The following is a 22,423-nucleotide window of genomic DNA, read 5'->3' on the forward strand; positions in this document are numbered from 1 at the left end:
TATTCTATGCTTTTCTCCCCAATTTATTAAATTTTTACATTTTTAAAATGAACAAAAAAATCGTTCGCATTAGTGCGATTGCATTGTTTTTTGCAATGAACTGTTTTGCACAAGAACAAAAGTCAAATCAATTAGATGAAGTAGTAATTTCTGATTCAAAATTTGCTTTGTCAAAAGAAAAATCCGGTAAAGTAATTGTTAAAATTACGGCAGAGGATTTAAAGAAAAAACAGGGGCAATCTTTAGCTGCTGTTTTAAGTACCGTAGCTGGAGTAGAAATTAACGGAAACCAAAGCCGTAACGGTAAGGATCTAGGACTTTACATTCGTGGAGGAAGAGGACATCAAGTGTTAATCTTGATTGACGGAGTGCCAGTTTCGGATGCTTCAGGGATTAATTTATCGTATGACTTGCGTTTGCTTCCTGTTGATCAAGTGGAAAGTATTGAAATTATGAAAGGGGCTTCGAGTACATTATACGGTTCAGGAGCAGCTACCGGAGTAATCAATATTACATTGAAAAAAGCGGTTAATAAAGGAGTTGCTGGAAATGTGTATATGAATATGGGTACACAAACCGTTGCTAATAAAACAAATTATAAGCCTCAGGAGTTTAATCAAGGTTTTTCTTTGAATGGACGTGCAGATAAAGTTAATTATTTTGCTTCCTTGAATAGTACAGAATCTACAGGAATATCGGAAGCTAAACCATTGAATAGTGCAGTTGAATTTGAAAATGATAAATTTTCTAGAGTGAATTCAGTAGTTAAATTAGGGTTTACACCAACGAAAAAGTTGAGCTTAGATTTTTTTGCTAATTATGACAAAATGAAAAATGATTTTGATTCAGGTTCATTTGCTGATAATAAAATGAATTTCTCAACTTCTGAGCAGTATAGAGTTGGGTTTTCCCCAAAGTACAAATATGAAAAAGGAGAATTTGTGATCAACTCAAGTGCAAACTTGATTGACAGATCAATTTTTAATTTTGGAAGTTTTTCTTACTACAGATCAAGAAGTGTAAACGCGGACGCATTTAATAAATATAAAATCGCCTCTCAATTGTTTATAGTTACTGGTGCTCAATTTCAATTCCACGAAATGTCAAATAAAAGTGCTTATGGTGCAATTGAAAACGAATTGGCAAAATTCAATATGATTGATCCTTATGTAACGGCGGTTTATAATTCTGATTTTGGATTTAATTTAAATACAGGAGCACGTTTTAATATGCATAGTAAATATGGTAATAATTTGGTTTTTAATGTGAATCCATCTTATACATTGCCAAATTTACCTTTGAAGGTTTTAGCTTCTTATAGCACTGCATTTGTTGCTCCGAGTTTATACCAATTGTATTCCCCTTATGGAGATTTGAATTTATCACCTCAGAAAGATGCGACTGTCGAGCTAGGTTTTGAAGCAAGTTTGCTAGGAAAAAAAGTAACTTTAACTTCAGTCGCTTTTTTAAGAGAGGAAACGGATGCTATTGGGTTTGATTTAACAACCTACAAATATTTTAATGTAAATGGTCTTAATAAGGCAAAAGGGATAGAAACAATGGTTGCGTATGCTATGAATGATAAAGTAAGTTTCAATGCAAACTATACTTTTACGGAATTAGAAAGGCAATCGCGTGTTTTAAACCCTAAGCATAAAGTAAATGCTGGGGTTGATGTTCAGGCTACGCCACGTTTAGCATTTAGCGCTGCTTATCAATTCGTTTCTGATCGTTATACAGAATACACAACGTATCCTGCGCCATCATATAGTCCGGTGTTAAATTCGGAAATTTTGAAAGACTATCAATTAGTTAATGCAAATGTTCGCTACGAACTTATTAAAAATAGAATGAATGTTTTTGCAGCTGTAGATAATATTCTTGATAAAGATTTTGTTGAATCAAGAGGTTTTAGCACTAGAGGTAGAAATTTTAAGGCAGGTTTAAATATTTTGTTTTAACATCATTTTTAAATTTTTATAAAAAATCCCGCTTCAAATATTTGGAGCGGGATTTTTGTTTAAACACTATTTATTACTTCAATTCAGAAAGGCATTCTATGATTTTTTTTGCAATTTGAATTTGCGTGTTATTATTGGCAAGATTTTTTTTGTCACTTTCATTCGTTAAATATCCAAGCTCCATTATAACGGCTGGTGCTTCTGAGTTTTTCAAAATAAAAAAATTTGCATTCTTTATTTCGGAGACTTTATAATTTGATTGTAAAAACTTAGTCTGGAAATTTTCAGCTATTACATTTGACTTTTCATAAGAGTTAGATTCTTTAGAAACATATAATTCCATACCAGAAGCATTACTGTTTTTACTTGTATTTACATGTAAAGACAAAACTAAATCGGGTTTGATTCGATTAATGATTGTTGTCCTATCACTCAATGCTATAAATTCATCTGAGTTTCTTGTGAGGTGAATGATCGTATTTTCATTTGAATTTAAAGTGTTTATCTTGTTAGCGATTTGCTGAACAATCTCTTTTTCCATAATACTGTTTGAAGTAGCTCCAAAATCATTACCGCCATGACCTGCATCAATAACTACATTGATCTGTCTTGGTACTGATTTTTCAGGTTTTATAAATGCAAATGATACAATGGCCGAAAGAACTATTAAGAATTTGGTTGTGATTTTCATATTTTAGGTTTTATGAATTTGGTTACTTGTTATAATCGATCGAATAGCCTTTTTATTGTGTTAAACTTTAAAATTAACAAGAATATTTTTCTGTTTGATTGCATTAGGTTTTTATTTTGTTGGATTATTACTGTTTGTGATTGTTGGTTTAAGTTTTTTTTTTAGAAAATTATATTCCGTAAGAGGTTTTTATATGTGTGTGTTTTTCTAAAAAAAACGGCAAGATATTTATTTTGGTCACGATTAATAATATTGAAATTTTTAATGTAATATTGCCCTAAAATCAACAATATGTTAATAACTTAACGGCTTAATAAGGGAAATTGTCCTTTAAATAGTTTAGGTTTTTATATATTTGCGTGTTAGACAAAATTTCATTTTTTTTAGAATAAAATAATATGAGCGAAGAAATCAATAAGAACAATTATTCAGCAGATAGTATTCAGGCATTAGAAGGAATGGAGCACGTAAGAATGCGTCCTTCTATGTATATTGGAGATGTGGGAGTTAGAGGATTGCATCACTTGGTTTATGAGGTGGTGGATAACTCGATTGATGAAGCAATGGGAGGCCATTGTGATACCATAGTTGTTGATATAAATGAAGACGGTTCTATTACTGTTGAAGATAATGGACGTGGAATTCCAGTTGGTATTCATAAAAAAGAAGGTGTTTCGGCTCTAGAAGTTGTAATGACTAAAATTGGTGCCGGAGGTAAATTTGATAAAGATTCTTATAAAGTTTCTGGAGGTTTACACGGTGTAGGGGTTTCTGTTGTTAATGCTTTATCAAATCACTTAAGAGCTACGGTTCACAGTAGTGATGGAAAAGTATACGAACAGGAATATGAAAAAGGAAAAGCGCTTTATCCAGTAAAACAAATTGGAGAAACTACAAAAAGAGGAACGATTGTTACTTTCTATCCAGACCCAACTATTTTTACTCAAACAATAGAGTATTCATATGATACTTTGTCAGCTCGTATGCGTGAATTGTCTTATTTGAATAAGGGAATTACAATTACTTTTACTGATAGAAGAGAATTAGATAAAGACGGGAATTTTGTTTCAGAGATTTTTCATTCAACAGAAGGGTTAAAAGAATATATTCGTTATTTAGATGGTAATCGTGAGCCTATTATTGCACACGTTATATCAATGGACAATGATAAAGGAGAAATTCCAGTTGAGGTTGCCTTAATATACAACACTAGTTATTCTGAGAATATTTTTTCTTATGTAAATAATATTAATACACACGAAGGAGGAACACACTTACAAGGTTTTAGAACTGGTTTAACCAGATCTTTAAAGAAGTATGCTGATGCTTCCGGAATGTTAGATAAATTGAAATTTGACATTTCAGGGGATGATTTCCGTGAAGGTCTTACGGCTATTATCTCAGTAAAAGTGGCTGAGCCTCAATTTGAAGGTCAAACTAAAACTAAACTTGGAAATAGAGAAGTTGTTTCTCCGGTAAGTCAAGCTGTTGGAGATATGATTGAAGCTTATTTGGAAGAAAATCCAAATGACGCTAGAATCATTGTTCAAAAAGTAATCTTAGCGGCTCAAGCACGTCACGCGGCCAAAAAAGCTCGTGAAATGGTTCAGCGTAAAACCGTAATGGGAGGAGGAGGATTGCCAGGTAAACTATCTGACTGTTCTGAACAAGATCCTGCAAAATGCGAAGTATATCTTGTCGAGGGAGATTCGGCAGGTGGTACGGCTAAACAAGGTCGTGACCGTGCTTTTCAAGCAATTTTACCATTACGTGGTAAGATTTTGAATGTGGAAAAAGCAATGGTTCATAAAGTATTTGAAAATGAAGAGATTCGAAATATATTTACAGCTCTTGGTGTTACCATTGGTACAGAAGAGGATAGTAAAGCTTTGAATATTTCGAAACTGCGTTACCATAAAGTAATTATTATGTGTGATGCCGATGTCGATGGGAGTCACATTTCTACTTTGATCTTGACATTCTTCTTTAGATTTATGAAAGAATTAATCGAAGAAGGGCACGTTTATATCGCTGCACCTCCTTTGTACTTAGTTAAAAAAGGTAATAAAAAAGAATACGCTTGGAATGATCTTCAACGTGATCAAGCGAACGAAAGAATGGGTGGTAGTGCATCTATTCAGCGTTATAAAGGTCTTGGAGAAATGAACGCGGAACAATTATGGGAAACTACAATGGATCCAAGTTTTAGAACTTTGCGTCAGATAACTATTGATAGTTTAGCCGAAGCTGATAGAGTTTTCTCTATGTTAATGGGTGACGAGGTTCCGCCAAGAAGAGAGTTTATCGAGAAAAATGCTGTTTATGCTAATATTGATGCATAAACTTGTTAATTAGACGGTTTCTCTATGAAATTTGATAATAACAATTAATTATATAAAAATAAAAACAACCAAATAACCGTATAAACTTTAAATTATGAAAGTTACTATAGTAGGAGCAGGAAATGTAGGAGCAACTTGTGCAGATGTAATTTCTTATAGAGGAATTGCAAGCGAAGTAGTATTGTTGGATATTAAAGAAGGTTTTGCCGAAGGTAAAGCGTTGGATATTATGCAATGTGCTACGAATACCGGTTTTAATACAAAAGTGTCTGGTGTTACCAATGATTATTCTAAAACAGCAGGAAGTAAAGTTGTAGTGATTACTTCGGGAATTCCAAGAAAACCAGGAATGACTCGTGAGGAATTAATAGGTATCAATGCAGGAATTGTAAAAACTGTAGTTGAAAATGTATTGGTTCATTCACCTGAAGCAATAATTGTTGTAGTTTCAAACCCTATGGATACAATGACTTATTTAGCATTGAAATCTACAGGTTTGCCAAAAAACAGAATAATAGGAATGGGTGGAGCATTAGATAGTTCCCGTTTTAGAACTTATCTTTCATTAGCTTTAGATAAACCAGCAAATGATATTTCTGCAATGGTAATTGGTGGTCATGGTGATACTACTATGATTCCTTTAACTAGATTAGCATCTTATAATGGTATTCCAGTATCTCAATTTTTATCAGAAGAGGCTTTGCAAAAAGTTGCAGCTGATACTATGGTAGGTGGTGCTACTCTTACAGGTCTTTTAGGAACATCAGCTTGGTACGCTCCAGGAGCTTCTGTAGCTTTTTTAGTTGATAGTATTTTAAACGATCAAAAGAAAATGATAGCTTGTTCAGTTTTTGTTGAAGGAGAATATGGTCAAAACGATATCTGTATCGGGGTACCTTGTATTATTGGTAAAAATGGAGTTGAAGAAATCCTTGATATCAAATTGAATGATAATGAAAAAGCTTTATTTGCTAAAAGTGCTGATGCAGTTAGACAGATGAATGACGCTTTAAAATCAATTTTAGTATAATAATTTAATTATTTAATAAAGAAGACGGCAATTTTGCAGTCTTTTTTATTAAATAAATTGGTTAATCTTAACCATAATTATATATTTGCTCGGGTTAAAAAAAAATGAGATAATTCGTGGCTTTCTGTTTTTATATTTAAAACGAAGCTGAGTGTTATTTCTAGGAGTAAAAACAGAATAATGAACTTAAATAATTAATTTTTAGTAATAATGCAGAATAAAGGACTTATTAAATTTTTTGCAATTCTATTTGCATTGGTGAGTATTTACCAACTTTCTTTCACTTTCGTTTCGAGTAAGATTAAAAATGACGCTAAATCTTTTGCGGGAGGAAATCCTGATAAAGAGGCGAAATATTTAGACTCTATTAGTAAACAAACAGTATTTAACTTAGGGTTTACCAGCTTTACTTTTGATGAAGTAAAAGACAAACAGATCAATAAAGGTCTAGATTTAGAGGGTGGTATCAATGTTACATTGCAAATATCAGTTAAAGATATTTTAAAAGGATTATCGAATAATTCTAAAAATCCAATCTTTAATAAGTCATTAGCAGATGCTACGGCTAATCTAAAAGGAAATCAAAATTACACTGACGCTTTTTTTGAAGCTTTTGCTGCAAATTCAAAAGGAACTGTAAAATTGGCTTCTCCTGATATTTTTGCAAACAGAAGTTTGCAAGGTGAAGGTGGTATTGATTTTCAAATGACAGACGCAGAAGTACAAAAGGTTATCAAAAGAAAAATTGATGAATCTGTAGAAAGTGCTTTTGGAGTATTGAGAGAAAGAATCGACAAATTTGGAGTTACACAACCAAATATTCAAAAACTAGGAGAGTCTGGTAGAATTTTAGTTGAGCTTCCTGGAGCAAAAGATGTAGATAGAATTAAAAGACTATTACAAGGAAAAGCTGAATTACAATTTTGGGAAACTTACAAAATTGAAGAGATTGGTAATTTCTTAATGGCTGCAAATGAGTCATTGAAAAAAACTGAAGTTAATAAAGTTGAAACTAAAGCGGTTGTTAAAGATTCTTTAAGTGCTTTATTGACTGATGAAAAAGCTCCTGATGCTGCTAAAAAAGGAAACAATCCTTTATTAGACAAAATGATTGGACAAGGTGGTGGTCCTGTTCTTGGTTTGTTTTCACCAAAGGATACTGCAGTAATTAACGGATACTTGAAAAGAGCTGATATTAAAATATTGTTAGCTGCTGATCAACGTTATGCTAAGTTTGTTTGGGGTAAACCAGCAACTTTCAAAGACGAAAAAGGAAAAGATGTTGAATCTGTTGAGTTATACGCTTTAAGAGGTAATAGAGACAATATCCCTGCTATGGCTGGAGGAGTTGTTACTGATGCAAGTGATACTTTTGACCAACTAGGGAAGCCTGCCGTTTCTATGCAAATGAATGGGCAAGGTGCTAAAGCTTGGGAAGAATTAACAGGTAGAGCTTATACTCAAAAAACTAATATTGCTATTGTTCTTGATGATGTTGTGTATTCGGCTCCAGGAGTATCTAGTGGTCCAATATCAGGAGGAAGATCTGAAATTTCAGGGGCTTTTGATGTTACGGAAACTAAAGATTTAGCGAATGTATTAAGAGCGGGTAAATTACCAGCTGCTGCTGAGATAGTTCAGTCAGAAGTGGTAGGACCATCCTTAGGTCAAGAAGCAATTGATAACGGAACAACTTCTGCTATCGTTGGATTATTATTAGTATCGCTTTGGATGATGGTTTATTACGGTAAATCAGGATGGTATTCGAATATTGCTTTGGCAGTAAACTTACTTTTCCTTTTCGGAATACTTGCAAGTTTAGGAGCTGTACTTACTTTACCTGGTATTGCCGGTATCGTATTAACTATGGGTACTGCGGTGGATGCGAATATCATTATCTATGAAAGAGCAAAAGAAGAACTTCGAGCTGGAAAATCACTTGAAGAGGCAATTAAAACGTCTTATAGCTGGACTGGAGCGATGTCATCTATTACGGATGCTAACGTAACACATATCTTAACTGGTGCTGTATTATTCATTTTTGGTTCAGGACCAATTAAAGGATTTGCAACTACTTTATTAATTGGTATTGTAACTTCATTATTTACTTCTATTTTCATTGCTAGAATTTTCTTAGATAGAAACTTAAGAGGAAAGAATGATTTAACTTTTGTTACTAATTTCTCTAAGAACATGTTTACTAATTTCAAATTTGATTTCTTAGGAATTAAAAAATGGACTTATATGTTCTCTGCAGTTGTTGTTATAGCAAGTGTTGTTTCAATCTCAACAAATGGTTTTGATCAAGGTGTAGATTTTGTTGGAGGTAGAACTTTCCAAGTTCGTTTTGAGAAACCTATTGAGGCTGAATTAGTAAAAGAAGAACTTGCAAAAGTTTTTGGAAGTGCTGAAGCTAAAATATTCGGTGAGGATAATCAGTTGAAAATCACTACAAAATACAAAGTACAGGAAAACGGAAGTCAAGTTGACGAGGAAGTTAATAAGATGTTATATGACAACTTAAAACAACATTTCTCTGCTGATATTACTTACGATAAATTTGTAAATGCATATGATGGTAAAAAAGTAGGGGTTTTACAAGCTTCTAAAGTTGGACCTACTGTTGCTGAGGATATTAAAACTAATGCTTACTGGGCTGTATTAGGAGCTATGTTGTTAGTGTTTTTATACTTAATGATTAGTTTTAGAAAATGGCAGTATAGTTTAGGTGCGATTGCAGCTGTTGCGCATGATGTAATATTTGTATTGGGAATCTATTCTTTCTGTTATAAATTTATGCCTTTCGGAATGGAAATTGACCAACACTTTATTGCAGCTATTTTAACTGTTATTGGTTATTCTATGAATGATACAGTAATTGTATTTGATAGAGTTCGTGAGTTCTTGGCTGGAAAATCTAAAGGGACATTCTCTGAAATTGTAAATAACTCTATTAATACTACTATGTCTAGAACAATCAATACATCTTTAACGATGATTGTAGTATTATTAATTATGTTCATATTTGGTGGTGAATCTATTAGAGGATTTATCTTCGCTATGTTAGTAGGTATAGTTGTTGGAACTTATTCTTCATTATTTATTGCAACTCCGGTATTAGTAGATACTATATCAAGAGAGGATAAAAAGAAAGTTGAAAAAGAACATCAAGAAAATTAATTCTAAATCTAGAATTATTAAAAGACCCAACGTAAGTTGGGTCTTTTTTTTTTATTAAACCGAATTCTTTCAAGCAAAATAGATTAATTTAGTAAAGGAATTTAGGAATTGTGTCATTCTTTAAATTTGGTTATGTTTCTAAATCTATTTTTCACTTCAATTCTTTTTTTGTTTTTTAGTGTATTGTACCCTCAGGATGTATTTCAAAGAGTAACATTCGGTTTTTAATATGGTCTTGGAAAAGATATATCTAAAAAGGATTTTAGTTATAATAGCCATTATTATAAGCTACAGATAAATTATGCTATAAAAGAATCAAAAAGATATAGATACGATTTATCAATACAACCAGAAATTAATTTTGCTAAATACCAATCTGATAATGTTGTTTCATCTAATCTGATTATGATAAGGGAATATATTCTGAATCTAGGTTTTAAAATGAGTAAACCAATTACAGATAAATGTAATGTTTATTTACAAGGAAGTATTGGACCTATGATTAGTGATAAAGTTACTTATAGACTATCTAAAGGGTTTTCGTTTTCCGATGTGTTGGCTATAGGTATCACTTTTAAAGCTAACAAAGTGTCTTTCGATTTAAAGCCTAGTTTTCGCCATACTTCTAATGCAAGTATTCAAAAAATCAACTTCGGGTATAATATAATAAATGTAGAGTTTGGAGTTTATTTTCCTTTATAAACGGTATTTTATTCACTCATCTCTCGTTTGGGTTTAAATGTTAGTAATTGGCTGTTAATTGGTTAGTTGTTATTTTTTTTGGATAAATTGAAAAATGCCGTCCACGAATTTCTTATATTTACGTAATATTACTTTTATTGTATTGTCCCTTGTTTTTTTGTGGAATTTTTAAAACTTCGAACATGGAAAAATTTACTAAGTCATTTGTCTTTATTTTTTTGATTATAATTTTATCTGATTTAAGTATTTATGCTAAAAACGGTAGGTGTAGCTATGCAATTGAAAGTCTTGCCACCGCACCACCAACAGTTTATTCACCAGTTAGATATTGGCAAAATTGTTCAAAACCATTAACGGCAATTCCTTCAGGAGGAGGAACCTTGAATTGGTATCTTACAAATTTGCTGGCAGAAATCCCAATGGCTATAGCTCCAACACCTATTACGACTTCAGTTGGTTCGACAACAACTTATTATGTTAGTCAAACTATTGCGAGTATTGAAAGTATTCGTGTTCCAATTGTTGTTATAGTAGAAGCTGATAGTGGTGCTACTATTTTAAATTTTAAGTGTGATCCTTCTCAAATTCCAAGGTATTCTCTAAATTATACTCCTCCGGCTACAATTAATAATTCAGTTTTATTTGATTGGTCAAACAACAATGCATTTATTTCGCAGACGTATGTTTGTACTTATTCTATTCAAGGAGGTGCTTCAGTTACTGAATTTAATCCAAATAACGAATCACATTTTATAGTTACGAATTTGTTGCCTGGACAATCTGTGGAATTAACATTGACTTCCGCTTCGCATCCTTGTGTACCTTCAAAAAAAATGAAATGTATTGTGCCTTGTGGTGATTCAACTGTAACTCCAACATTTTCGCCAATTCCCACAACTTATTGTTTAAATGAAGCCCCGCTAGCTTTACCCAATTCTACCAATTCACCCCAAATTACCGGAACATGGAATCCTTTAACAATAGATACTTCGACATTAGGTACAACCGAATATATTTTTACACCAGATCCCATTTTATTTCCTTGTGCAACGACAAATAAAATGAGTGTTATTGTAGAACTCATTGAACCTAGTTTTACTGATTTAGTTGTTTGCTCTGGTGGAGTAGTACCAGATTTAAGTACTAATACTACTTCTCCAAACGGAATTACCGGATCTTGGCTACCTTCTGTTATAGATAATACAATAAATAGAAACTATGTGTTTACCACAGATCCAAATCAATGTGCTACGGCCTCTAAAACTATTAATGTTACAGTAAATCCTTCTAATACACTTGTAAATGTCGCTTGGACAGTAACAGATGCCTTCGTTGATAATCATCAAATATCAGTATCTGCAACTTTAGCGGGTAATTATCAATATCAATTAGATTTTGGAGTTTTTCAATCAAGCCCTATATTTAATAATGTATCTTCTGGTTTACATTCAATAACTGTAATAGATATAAATGGCTGTAGTAGTCCTATAACTATCAACAATGTTTTAGTGATAGATTACCCCAGGTTTTTTACTCCAAACGGTGATAGTTATAACGACACTTGGAATATTGATGGATTAAAAGATCAAACTGCTTCAGTAATTAGAATATTTGATCGATATGGTAAATTTTTAAAAGAAATTTATCCAGCTGGTAAAGGTTGGGATGGGATATATAACGGTCAACCAATGCCTGGTACGGATTATTGGTTTGTTGTCGATTATGCAGATCAAAATGGTATAAAGATATTCAAATCCCATTTTAGCTTAAAACGATAAAAAATAAAAGCTTCCTTTTTAAGGAAGCTTTTATTTTTTATGATATATAATGTGGATTATATTTTAACAGGCTTTTCTGCTGTAAAAATAAAATAGGCTCCTATTAATATAAAAGGAATACTTAGCCATTGGCCTGTAGATAGTAAACCTAAGGCGCTTTCAAAACCACCTTGACTTTCTTTAACTGATTCTACAACCATTCGAACCGAAAATAATAAAACTAGAAAAAGTCCAAATAGGAAACCTGATTTTTCTCTAGCTTCTGTCTTCCAATACAACAAAAATAATATAGCAAATACGAATACGTAGCAAAAAGCTTCATATAATTGAGCTGGGTGTTTTGCAGGAACTTGTTGCAGTAAGTTTGCAAAATCAGGATTTGTTGCTATGGCGTTATAAGCGTCATTTGGGTTTTGAATTTGAGTTGCGTTTACAGCATCTCTTGGTGAAAATTGGTCACGGATAAAACGTATTCCAAAAGCGGAAGTCGTTTTTTCCCCAATTATTTCAGAATTGAAAAAATTACCCAATCGAACAAAAATGGCACCACATGCTACAGGAATTACCACCCTGTCCAAGATCCATAAAAGCGGTTTTTTTAGAATTGTTTTACTGTAGTAATACATTGCAATGATAATCGATATGGCAGCACCATGACTCGCTAATCCTTGAAATCCGGTGAATTCAAATTGTGGGCTAAAACGGAAAGGTAAAAATATCTCCAATAAATTATTGCGATAATATTCCCAATCATAAAACAAAACATGTCCTAAACGGGCTCCAATTAATGTTGCTAGAACGGTCCAAATGAATAGTGAATCTAAATTTTCTAAAGATTCGTTTTCACGATCATAGATGTTTTTCATGATGTACCATCCTAATCCAAATGCGATTACAAACATAAGACTGTAGAATCGGATAATGAAAAAACCAAGATCAATACCTTCTGATGGATTCCAAACAATATTTAAAGCGTGTGTCATTTATTTTTTATTTATGTAAAAATACATTATTGATTTGAGTTTGAATAGGTATTAAGAGATTAAACTTACATTAATTTTCAGCGGTTGAATTTATAAATTTAAAAATTTTAATGCTTGCATTTCTTTTTTGGGACTGGATCATAACCTGTTTTTCCCCAAGGGTTACAGCTTACTATCCTTTTTAATCCTAAATAACCACCATGAAACAAACCATGTTCTTTTAAAGCTTCAATCATATACGAAGAACAACTAGGTTCAAACCGACAGGCTGCTGGTGTAAACGGGGAAATGGCTGTCTGGTAAAACCGAACCATTAAAATAAATGGAGTTGTTATCTTCATGATTATTTAGAAATTAATTACAATCAGCTAGAAAAAAGTTTTTGACTAATTTTCTAATTGACTGAATCTCTTATTAAATAGAAAAAGTAGTTCCTTCTTTCCCGTCTTTCAATTGAATACCAAGTGTTATCAATTGGTCTCTAATCTGGTCAGATAAAGCGAAATTTTTATCTGCTCTAGCTTGATTTCTCATGGCAATAAGCATATTCACTGTTCCTTCTAATTTATCATTACCGGTGTCAGCAGCTTTTTTATCTTCAAGTCCTAAAACATCAAAAACAAATGCATTCATGGCAACTAAAAACAGTTCTAAATCAGAAACCGTTAGCGATTCTTTTCCGTCATTTACAAGATTGATATATCGAACTCCCTCAAATAATTGTGCGATCATTATAGGAGAGTTGAAATCATCATTCATGGCATCATAGCAAGATTGTTTCCAGCCTGAAATGTCTAAAGTACTATTAGAACTTGCTGAAAGTTGCTTGATAGTATCCATGGCTTCCATCAATCTTTTGTATCCTTTTTCGGCAGCAACAATGGCATCGTCAGAAAAATCAAGGATACTTCTGTAATGCGCTTGTAGCATAAAGAAACGGGCTACTGATGCTGTGAAAGCTTTACTTAAAATGGTATTGTTACCCGTTAAAATTTCTCTTGGCAAAATATTGTTACCGGTAGATTTCGCCATCTTTTTACCGTTTAGGGTAAGCATATTGGCGTGCAACCAGTAATTGACAGGAGTTTGGCCTGTACAAGCTTCATTTTGCGCAATTTCACATTCATGATGTGGGAACTTTAAATCCATTCCTCCACCGTGAATGTCAAAATGATTACCAAGATATTTGGTACTCATTGCAGTACATTCCAAGTGCCATCCTGGAAATCCATCGCTCCAAGGAGAAGGCCAACGCATAATATGTTGCGGCTCGGCTTTTTTCCAAAGGGCAAAATCTTGCGGATTTCTTTTGTCAGATTGTCCGTCAAGATCACGGGTATTGGCAAGCATATCCTCAATATTTCTGCCGCTTAGTTTACCGTAATGATTTGTTTCGTTGAATTTAACAACATCAAAATAGACGGAGCCATTAGCTTCATAACCTATTCCAGTGTCAATGATTTTTTTTATGATTTCAATTTGCTCAATAATGTGACCCGTGGCAGTAGGTTCAATACTGGGGGGTAAAAAGTTAAAAGCCTTCAGGATTTCATGGAAATCAACGGTATAACGCTGAACCACTTCCATAGGCTCCAGTTGTTCTAAACGTGCTTTTTTAGCAATTTTATCCTCACCTTCATCAACATCATCCACAATATGCCCCACGTCAGTAATATTACGAACGTAACGCACCTTATAATCTAAATGCAAAAAATACCTAAATATAACATCAAAAGACATAAAAGTTCTCACATTTCCCAGATGGACATTGCTGTAAACTGTAGGTCCACAAACATACATCCCCACATTTCCTTCGTGTATAGGTACGAAAGTTTCTTTTTCTCCTGAAAGAGAGTTGTATATCCTTAGAGTTTGATTCTTGTATAACGGCATTTTATTTATTTTTTTTAGGAGCTAATTACTTCGTCTGTTCGCTTCGCTCGGGTCCTGCTTTTTGTTGCAATCTTTTTATTTAAAAAAAAATAAAAAGGATTTTTACTACAATCAGAGCTAGGGGATTATTTTTAAGTAATCCGTTTAGAATTTTGTTTCTAGTTTAATGTAATCCAAGAATTCTCTTCTTGCGCGATCTTCTTTAAACTTTCCACCAAATTCTGAGGTTACTGTACTGCTTTCGATATCGCTGATTCCTCTTGAATTCACGCAAAGATGTTTCGCATCAATTACACAAGCAACATCTAACGTACCTAATGCATTTTGTAATTCCTGAACTATCTGCATCGTCAGACGCTCTTGCACCTGAGGTCTTTTTGCAAAATATTCTACAATTCGATTCATTTTAGAAAGACCTATTACGGTACCGTTTGAGATATAAGCAACATGTGCTCTACCTATAATTGGTAATAAATGGTGTTCGCATGTGGAATAGACGGTTATGTTTTTTTCAACTAACATTTCGCCGTATTTGTAGTTATTGTCAAAAGTGGATGCCTTTGGTTTTTTTGCAGGATTTAAACCAGCAAAAATTTCTTTAACAAACATTTTAGCTACACGATTAGGTGTGCCTTTCATGCTGTCATCTGTCAAGTCCATCCCAAGAGTTAATAGAATACTTTCAACATCTTTTTTTATTTTTTCAATTTTTTCATCATCAGAAATATCGAATGCGTCGTCTCTAACTGGGTTTTTTGCACATGAACCAATATGATCATCTCCTATTTCGTCATGAAATTCTTCATTGTTTATCATTAAAAGCTACTATTATAGTGGGTATTTATTTTTAAGCTGTAAAGATAAATAATTAAAACTAAAGAATTTCTAAAGGCTTTAATAATTAATCATTGCTTTTTGTGGGTATTCTTCTATTCGAATTATTCAATATGCTATTAAAAAGCAAAGGCAATAACTTTAAAAATGTTATTGCCTTTGTTAATATGACTTAGAGTCAGTTATTTAAATTTTAAAATCAAATTTTCCGCAAATTAATCTGTGGGTTTTTTTCATTTTTGAAAAGTTGTATTATAATGCGTTGTAAGCTGTTATTGCTTCTTTTAGAATGCGTACAGCTATTATTAAATCTTCTTTTTTAAGCACGTATGCAATTCGAACTTGGTTTAAACCTACGCCAGGAGTTGAATAGAAACCTGCAGCAGGTGCTACCATAACTGTTTCTCCTTTATAGTCATAACTTTCTAATAGCCATTGAGCGAAATCATCAGCGTTTTTAATAGGAAGTTCTGCAATGCAATAAAAGGCACCTTTTGGTGTAGCCACTTTTACCCCTTCAATCTTTTTTAACTCTTCAATAAGTGTGTCTCTACGTTCTCTGTATTCAGATATTACTTCATCAAAATAACTTTGAGGAGTATCAAGAGCCGCTTCACTGGCAATTTGAGCAAATGTAGGAGGGCTTAAACGTGCTTGAGCAAATTTCATTGCTGCAGTCATAAGCGCTTTGTTTTTAGAAACAATACATCCTATTCTTGCACCACACATACTATATCTCTTTGAAACCGAATCAATCATGATCGCGTTTTCTTCTAATCCAGGAATGTTCATTACTGAATAATGAATGTCTCCGTCATAAGTGAATTCTCTGTATACTTCATCAGCAATCAAGAATAAATCATGTTTTTTAACTATTTCAGCTAATTGCATCATCTCTTCTTTTGAATACAAATACCCTGTTGGGTTACCTGGATTACATATTAGAATCGCTTTTGTTTTAGGTGTAATTAATTTTTCGAAATCTGCAATTGCTGGAAGTGCAAAACCAGTATCAATACTTGAGATAACAGGTACTACTGTAACTCCAGATGCAGTTGAGAATCCGTTGTAATTAGCATAGAATGGCTCAGGAATTATGATTTCATCTCCTTGATCCATTGTACTTCCCATAGCAAACATTAATGCTTCAGATCCTCCAGTGGTAATAATTATATCGGCAACATCAATAGGTAAACCTTGAGATTTGTAAAATTGGGACAACTTAGTTCTATAGCTTTCAAAACCAGCAGAATGGCTGTATTCTAATACTTTAATGTCAATGTTCTTAATGGCTTCCATTGCCACTTCAGGAGTTTTGATATCAGGCTGACCAATGTTCAAGTGATAAACTTTGTGACCTTTTTTCTTAGCAATTTCAGAATATGGAACCAATTTACGTATTGGAGATTCAGGCATTTGTAAGCCTTTGTTTGATATTTTTGGCATGATAGTTTTTATTGATATGCAAATTTGCAATTTTTTTTTTGGATTTCACATCCTGCTTTTCCTATTTATTGTTAAATATTTAATTTTTCGCTATGTTTTTTGTATTTTTATGGAAAGCTTTTCTTATTAAATGAATATGACTACGCTGTATGTATTTTTTGATAATATGCACATTTCTTTATAATGAAAGTAAACTCTTCAAGTATGAAAAAAACAGGTCTAATAATATTTCTTTTTATACATAGTATTTTTGTTTCAGCACAGAATGATTTTGTATTTGAAAAGAAAATAAATAAAGTCAGTATTCCTTTTAAAATGATAAATAATTTAATTTTTATTCCAATCGTTGTAAATGGAGTAGAATTGACATTTTTATTAGATTCAGGTGTTGAGGAGACTGTATTATTTAGTTTAGAAGATGAAAAAGAAATTAGTTTTAAAAATACAGAAAAAGTAATACTTAGAGGTTTAGGAAGTGATGAACCAATTCAAGGTCTGAAGTCTGGTAATAATGTTCTTGAAGTAAGGGGTTTAGTGTCTAAAAACCATTTGGTTTATATTATTCTAGATCAAGATTATAACATTTCATCACATATAGGGATTCCTGTAAACGGGATTATCGGTTATACTTTTTTTAAAAGTAATCTTATTGAAATCAATTATAATAAAAAGAAGATTTATGTTTATGAAGATAATAGTCGAAACAGAAAAAAAATAGAAAGGAAATTTGATAAAGTGGCTATTAGTATTGAAAAAGCTAAACCATATGTAAATGGTTCGGTAGTTCTGGATGAAAAAATAATCCCGGTTAAATTATTAGTGGATGTTGGGAACAGTGATGCTATTTGGCTTTTTGAACAAAAGTCTAATTCTATTATAATTCCTAAAAAAAATTTCGAAGATTATTTAGGGAAAGGATTCAGTGGTGATGTGATAGGAAAGAGGGCTCGAGTTTCAAAATTTCAAATTTCAAATTTCAATTTTATTAATCCAATAGCAGCATTTCCCGACTCTAGTTCTATTAAACACGTGAAAATGGTTTCAAGTCGTGCGGGTTCGATAGGTGGTGAAATTTTAAAACGGTTTTCGTTGGTTTTTGACTATAAAAATGAAAGTATGTTTTTAAGGAAAAACAAACTGTATAATAATCCTTTCTTGTATAATAAAAGTGGGGTTGAAATAGGGCACGCAGGTATGCAATGGGTTCAGGAGACTGTGAAATTAGAAACATTTAAAGTATATACAGACGGTACTGACCCAATGAAAAACAAAAACACTTCTGGATTTAAATATAAATTTGAGTTAAAACCAGTTTATGAAATTGTGTCTGTTCGAAATGATTCACCTGCTTCAAAAGCCGGCTTAAAAAAAGGGGATATAATAAAATCAATTAATAAGAATCCTGCATATAAATACACTTTACAAAATATTATATCTCTATTAAGATCTGAAGAGGAGAACTGGATAACATTCGAAGTAGAAAGAAGAAATCAGTCTTTAATCTTTAAATTTCAACTGCAAAATGTTTTATAAAAAAAGCGCTTCCTGATATTTATTCAGGAAGCGCTTGTGCTATATAATTATCAGTAATTAATTTTCGGTTACTTCACCTTTTATTTTTAATGGAATCCTTCCATTATCATAGTTAGTTGCATTAGATTCTACGGTAATAGTTTTTCTAATAGGACCAGTAGTCATATTGTATTTCACTTCAATCTTAGCTGATTTTCCAGGTAAAATAGTATCATTTTGTTTTGATAATATGGTGAAACCAGAAGTAGATTGTATAGAAGTAATTATTAAAGGAGCATCACCAGTATTTTTAAACTCAAAAGCTCTAATACCATTATCATTTCCTTTAGTGATAGTTCCGTAATCTATTGTGTTATTGCTGGCTTTAAATTCAATTTTAGCTCCGCTTTGTGCAAATCCAATACTGCTAAATAGTATAGCCGCTATTAATGTTGCTATTTTTTTCATTTGAAATTATTTTGTTAAAGTAAATGTACTTTGTTTTAATTAGGACACAAATTTTTATTTCTCTTTTTATAGTGTACTTAATTATTTACTTTTGTTCCCTAATAAGATTGCAATAATTAGACCAAAGTAAATCTTGGTGAATAGTGTTGAAGATACAATTTACGACTATTCTACTAATTATATATTAATCTATTATTAAATTTTTGATTAAACTTATCCAATATACAATGACAATTCCTGCACAATTTGACGCTAAAACTATTGAAAACAAATGGTACGACTACTGGATGGAAAACAATTATTTTCATTCTGAGCCAGATCATAGAACTCCCTATACTATTGTAATTCCTCCGCCAAATGTAACGGGAGTCTTGCATATGGGGCACATGTTGAACAATACGATTCAGGATGTTTTAATACGTAGAGCGCGTCTTAAAGGTTTCAATGCTTGCTGGGTTCCTGGAACTGATCATGCTTCGATTGCAACGGAAGCCAAAGTTGTGGCAAAGTTAAAAGCAGAAGGAATAAATAAAAATGATTTAACACGTGAGGAGTTTTTAAAACACGCTTGGGATTGGACTGACAAATATGGTGGCGTAATTTTGGAGCAGTTAAAAAAACTGGGTGCTTCTTGCGACTGGGAACGAACAAAGTTTACAATGGATCCTGATATGTCAGCTTCAGTAATTAAATCTTTTGTTGATTTATACAATAAAGGTTTGATTTATCGCGGATATAGAATGGTAAACTGGGATCCGGAAGCCAAAACCACTTTATCTGATGAAGAAGTAATATTCGAAGAACAACAAGGGAAATTATATTTCTTAAAATATAAAATTGAAGGAAGTGAAGACTTCTTGACAATTGCAACGACACGTCCAGAAACTATTTTTGGAGACAGTGCGATTTGTATCAATCCAAATGACGAACGTTTTGCTCACTTAAAAGGGAAAAAAGCGATTGTACCTATATGTGGTAGAGTGATTCCAATTATCGAAGATGAGTATGTTGATATCGAATTCGGAACTGGATGCCTAAAAGTCACCCCTGCTCACGATATGAATGACAAAACTCTTGGAGAGAAACACAATTTGGAAATTATTGATATCTTCAATGAGGATGCAACAATGAATAGTTTTGGTATGCATTACCAAGGGAAAGACCGTTTTGTAGTTCGTGAAGAAATTGCCAAAGAATTGGAAACAATTGGTGCTTTAGCTAAAACAGAAATTCACATGAATAAAGTGGGTACTTCTGAAAGAACAAAAGCCGTTATCGAACCAAGATTATCTGATCAATGGTTCTTGAAAATGGAAGATTTAGTAAAACCAGCAATCCAATCTGTATTAGTTGATGGAGATATTAAATTACATCCTAAACGTTTTGAAAATACCTACGCACACTGGTTGAATAATATTCGCGATTGGAATATCTCCCGTCAATTGTGGTGGGGACAACAAATTCCTGCTTATTTCTACGGAGATGGAAAAGAAGATTTTGTAGTAGCTGAATCAATCGAAGAAGCATTAGTTTTAGCTAAAGTAAGAACTAATAACCAAAACCTAACAACCCAAAACCTAACTCAAGATGTAGATGCATTAGACACTTGGTTTTCTTCTTGGCTGTGGCCAATGTCGGTTTTTGGTGGAATAATGGATCCAGAAAGTGAAGATTTTAAATACTATTACCCAACAAATGATTTAGTAACGGGTCCAGATATTTTGTTTTTCTGGGTAGCGAGAATGATTATTGCAGGATATGAATACACTGATAAAAAACCATTTACAAATGTATATTTGACTGGTTTAGTTCGTGACAAACAAAGACGTAAAATGTCTAAATCATTAGGGAATTCTCCTGATCCTTTGGATTTAATCGAAAAATTTGGTGCCGATGGTGTTCGTGTAGGATTGCTTTTAAGCGCATCTGCAGGAAATGACATTATGTTTGACGAAGAATTATGCAACCAAGGAAAAGGGTTTACCAATAAAATATGGAATGCCTTCAAATTAATCAAAGGTTGGGAAGTTTCGGATGCGATTCCGCAACCTGAATCTTCTAAAGTGGCAATTGAATGGTATGAAGCTAAGTTGCAACAAACACTTTTAGAAATTGAAGATAATTTTGAGAAATACAGAATTTCAGAAGCTTTAATGGGAACCTACAAATTAGTTTGGGATGATTTCTGTTCTTGGTTTCTTGAAATGATAAAACCTTCGTACCAACAACCAATTGACAGCGTAACTTTTGCGAAAGCGATAGAAATGTTAGAAAACAACTTGAGATTATTGCATCCATTTATGCCGTTCTTGACAGAAGAGATTTGGCAAATATTAGCTCCAAGAACAAAAGAAGAAGCATTGATTGTTTCTACTTGGCCAGAATTGAAACCGTTTAATGCGAGTTTAATTACTGATTTCGAAAATACGATTGAGGTAATTTCTGGAGTGAGAACAATCCGTAAGGATAAAAATATTCCTTTTAAAGATACTATCGAATTAAAAGTGATCAATAACGATAAGGTTTCAACTTATTTTGATTCGGTTATCACTAAATTAGGGAACATCACTTCATTAGAATATGTAGCTGAAAAAGTAGATGGTGCCTTATCTTACCGCGTTAATTCTAATGAATATTTTATTCCTATCACGGGAAGTATTAATGTGGAAGAAGAAATTGCAAAACTGACAACGGAATTGAATTATACTAAAGGTTTCTTGAAATCAGTAGAATCAAAACTGGCAAATGAGAAATTTGTTGCTGGTGCGCCTGAGAAAGTTTTGGCAAACGAAAAACAAAAACAAGCTGATGCCTTGGCAAAAATTGAAACTATCGAAAACAGTCTTGCTGGATTGAAATAAGATTTCTAATTTTAATAAAAAAGCAAACCCGACTTATATTATAGGTCGGGTTTGTTGTTTTTAGTAGACATGGAATGCAAATCTGTAATAGGGTTAAGGAAATCTAAAATAGATTTGTTTTGTTAAAATGATTTTAAAAATTATCAGGTCTTATAAAAAGAAGTAGCCAATAGAAACTTGTGCTACACCATTTTTATTATTAAAATTAGTTGTTTTACTAATATCAGATAATCCAACATTATATCGAATACCAAAATTAAGTCCATTGTCTAGTTTGTAACCTAGTCCTGCATTAATACCATAATCTAATGAACGGAATGAGTCCTTTACATTGACACTTTCTTGTTTAGCAGAAAGCAAGAACCCAATTTGTGGTCCTGCTTCTAAACTAAGTCCTTTTGTTACATAATATTTACCCATTAATGGAATGTTTAAATAATTTAATGCTACCACATCTTTGTTTATAGCAAATCCTTGACCCGAAAATAGTGCTTCAGGTTGAAACGAAAATTTTTCAGTTATAGGTATTTCTGCCAAAACTCCAAAATTAAAAGCCGTTACGGTTTCGGGCTTTGCGGTGTAATTTCCGCTAACTGAGGCAAAGTTTAGGCCCCCTTTAATCCCAAGTTTAATTTCTTGAGACTGAGCATTTAGTAATCCAAAAACTGTTACTACTGCTGTAAATAAAATTTTTTTCATAATTTAAAATATAAGATTTATATGTCAAATAACAGATTTTTAT

General features: G+C 32.6%; 16 protein-coding genes. 8 read left to right on the top strand and 8 right to left on the bottom strand.

From position 1 onward, the window contains the following. Positions 1-47: 47 nt before the first annotated feature. Complete coding sequence (locus tag FLAK523_RS08065) at positions 48-1,961, top strand: TonB-dependent siderophore receptor (RefSeq protein WP_248902411.1); 1,914 nt, start codon at positions 48-50, stop codon at positions 1,959-1,961. A gap of 73 nt (positions 1,962-2,034) precedes the next feature. Here FLAK523_RS08065 and FLAK523_RS08070 read toward each other — a convergent pair whose 3' ends face one another. Next, complete coding sequence (locus FLAK523_RS08070; RefSeq protein WP_248902414.1) at positions 2,035-2,652, bottom strand: N-acetylmuramoyl-L-alanine amidase; 618 nt, start codon at positions 2,650-2,652, stop codon at positions 2,035-2,037. A gap of 398 nt (positions 2,653-3,050) precedes the next feature. Here FLAK523_RS08070 and gyrB point away from each other — a divergent pair, with 398 nt between their 5' ends. The 5 genes from gyrB (at position 3,051) to FLAK523_RS08095 (ending at position 11,684) form a co-directional block, all read left to right on the top strand. Next, positions 3,051-4,994 (top strand): DNA topoisomerase (ATP-hydrolyzing) subunit B, encoded by a 1,944-nt coding sequence (gene gyrB, locus FLAK523_RS08075; protein ID WP_248902416.1) that lies wholly within the window; start codon positions 3,051-3,053, stop codon positions 4,992-4,994. A gap of 94 nt (positions 4,995-5,088) precedes the next feature. Beyond that, the gene (gene mdh / locus FLAK523_RS08080; protein ID WP_248902418.1) at positions 5,089-6,024 is read left to right on the top strand and encodes a malate dehydrogenase; all 936 of its coding nucleotides are present in this window, start codon (positions 5,089-5,091) and stop codon (positions 6,022-6,024) included. Between the two features lie 210 nt (positions 6,025-6,234). Beyond that, positions 6,235-9,204, top strand: coding sequence for a protein translocase subunit SecDF (gene secDF / locus FLAK523_RS08085; protein WP_248902420.1), 2,970 nt, complete (start codon positions 6,235-6,237; stop codon positions 9,202-9,204). Between the two features lie 405 nt (positions 9,205-9,609). Next, the gene (locus FLAK523_RS08090) at positions 9,610-9,906 is read left to right on the top strand and encodes an acyloxyacyl hydrolase (RefSeq protein ID WP_368670287.1); all 297 of its coding nucleotides are present in this window, start codon (positions 9,610-9,612) and stop codon (positions 9,904-9,906) included. A 182-nt stretch (positions 9,907-10,088) separates the two neighbouring features. Then, positions 10,089-11,684 (top strand): T9SS type B sorting domain-containing protein, encoded by a 1,596-nt coding sequence (locus FLAK523_RS08095; RefSeq protein ID WP_248902422.1) that lies wholly within the window; start codon positions 10,089-10,091, stop codon positions 11,682-11,684. Between the two features lie 56 nt (positions 11,685-11,740). On the opposite strand, the gene lgt is transcribed toward FLAK523_RS08095, so the two are convergent. From lgt to FLAK523_RS08120, 5 genes are all read right to left on the bottom strand, one after another. Further along, positions 11,741-12,667, bottom strand: coding sequence for a prolipoprotein diacylglyceryl transferase (gene lgt / locus FLAK523_RS08100; RefSeq protein ID WP_248902424.1), 927 nt, complete (start codon positions 12,665-12,667; stop codon positions 11,741-11,743). A gap of 107 nt (positions 12,668-12,774) precedes the next feature. Further along, positions 12,775-13,008: a membrane protein insertion efficiency factor YidD gene (yidD, locus tag FLAK523_RS08105; RefSeq protein WP_248902426.1), complete on the bottom strand. Its 234-nt coding sequence runs from the start codon at positions 13,006-13,008 to the stop codon at positions 12,775-12,777. A 73-nt stretch (positions 13,009-13,081) separates the two neighbouring features. After that, entirely contained in the window at positions 13,082-14,560 is a 1,479-nt protein-coding gene (gene cysS / locus FLAK523_RS08110) for a cysteine--tRNA ligase (RefSeq protein ID WP_248902428.1), read from the bottom strand. A 144-nt stretch (positions 14,561-14,704) separates the two neighbouring features. Next, positions 14,705-15,376, bottom strand: a complete 672-nt coding sequence (gene folE, locus FLAK523_RS08115) for a GTP cyclohydrolase I FolE (protein WP_248902430.1) — start codon at positions 15,374-15,376, stop codon at positions 14,705-14,707. Between the two features lie 270 nt (positions 15,377-15,646). After that, the gene (locus tag FLAK523_RS08120) at positions 15,647-16,840 is read right to left on the bottom strand and encodes a pyridoxal phosphate-dependent aminotransferase (protein WP_248902432.1); all 1,194 of its coding nucleotides are present in this window, start codon (positions 16,838-16,840) and stop codon (positions 15,647-15,649) included. Between the two features lie 204 nt (positions 16,841-17,044). Here FLAK523_RS08120 and FLAK523_RS08125 point away from each other — a divergent pair, with 204 nt between their 5' ends. Further along, the gene (locus tag FLAK523_RS08125) at positions 17,045-18,373 is read left to right on the top strand and encodes a retropepsin-like aspartic protease (protein ID WP_248902434.1); all 1,329 of its coding nucleotides are present in this window, start codon (positions 17,045-17,047) and stop codon (positions 18,371-18,373) included. Positions 18,374-18,430: 57 nt separating this feature from the next. On the opposite strand, the gene FLAK523_RS08130 is transcribed toward FLAK523_RS08125, so the two are convergent. Further along, positions 18,431-18,820 (bottom strand): DUF1573 domain-containing protein, encoded by a 390-nt coding sequence (locus tag FLAK523_RS08130; protein ID WP_248902436.1) that lies wholly within the window; start codon positions 18,818-18,820, stop codon positions 18,431-18,433. A gap of 227 nt (positions 18,821-19,047) precedes the next feature. Here FLAK523_RS08130 and FLAK523_RS08135 point away from each other — a divergent pair, with 227 nt between their 5' ends. Continuing rightward, positions 19,048-21,681 (top strand): valine--tRNA ligase, encoded by a 2,634-nt coding sequence (locus FLAK523_RS08135; RefSeq protein WP_248902438.1) that lies wholly within the window; start codon positions 19,048-19,050, stop codon positions 21,679-21,681. 150 nt (positions 21,682-21,831) lie between these two features. On the opposite strand, the gene FLAK523_RS08140 is transcribed toward FLAK523_RS08135, so the two are convergent. Further along, on the bottom strand, positions 21,832-22,380 hold the full coding sequence (locus FLAK523_RS08140; RefSeq protein ID WP_248902441.1) for a porin family protein: 549 nt from the start codon (positions 22,378-22,380) through the stop codon (positions 21,832-21,834). Positions 22,381-22,423 lie beyond the last annotated feature (43 nt).

It is taken from the genome of Flavobacterium sp. K5-23, from assembly GCF_023278045.1.
Taxonomy (GTDB): domain Bacteria; phylum Bacteroidota; class Bacteroidia; order Flavobacteriales; family Flavobacteriaceae; genus Flavobacterium.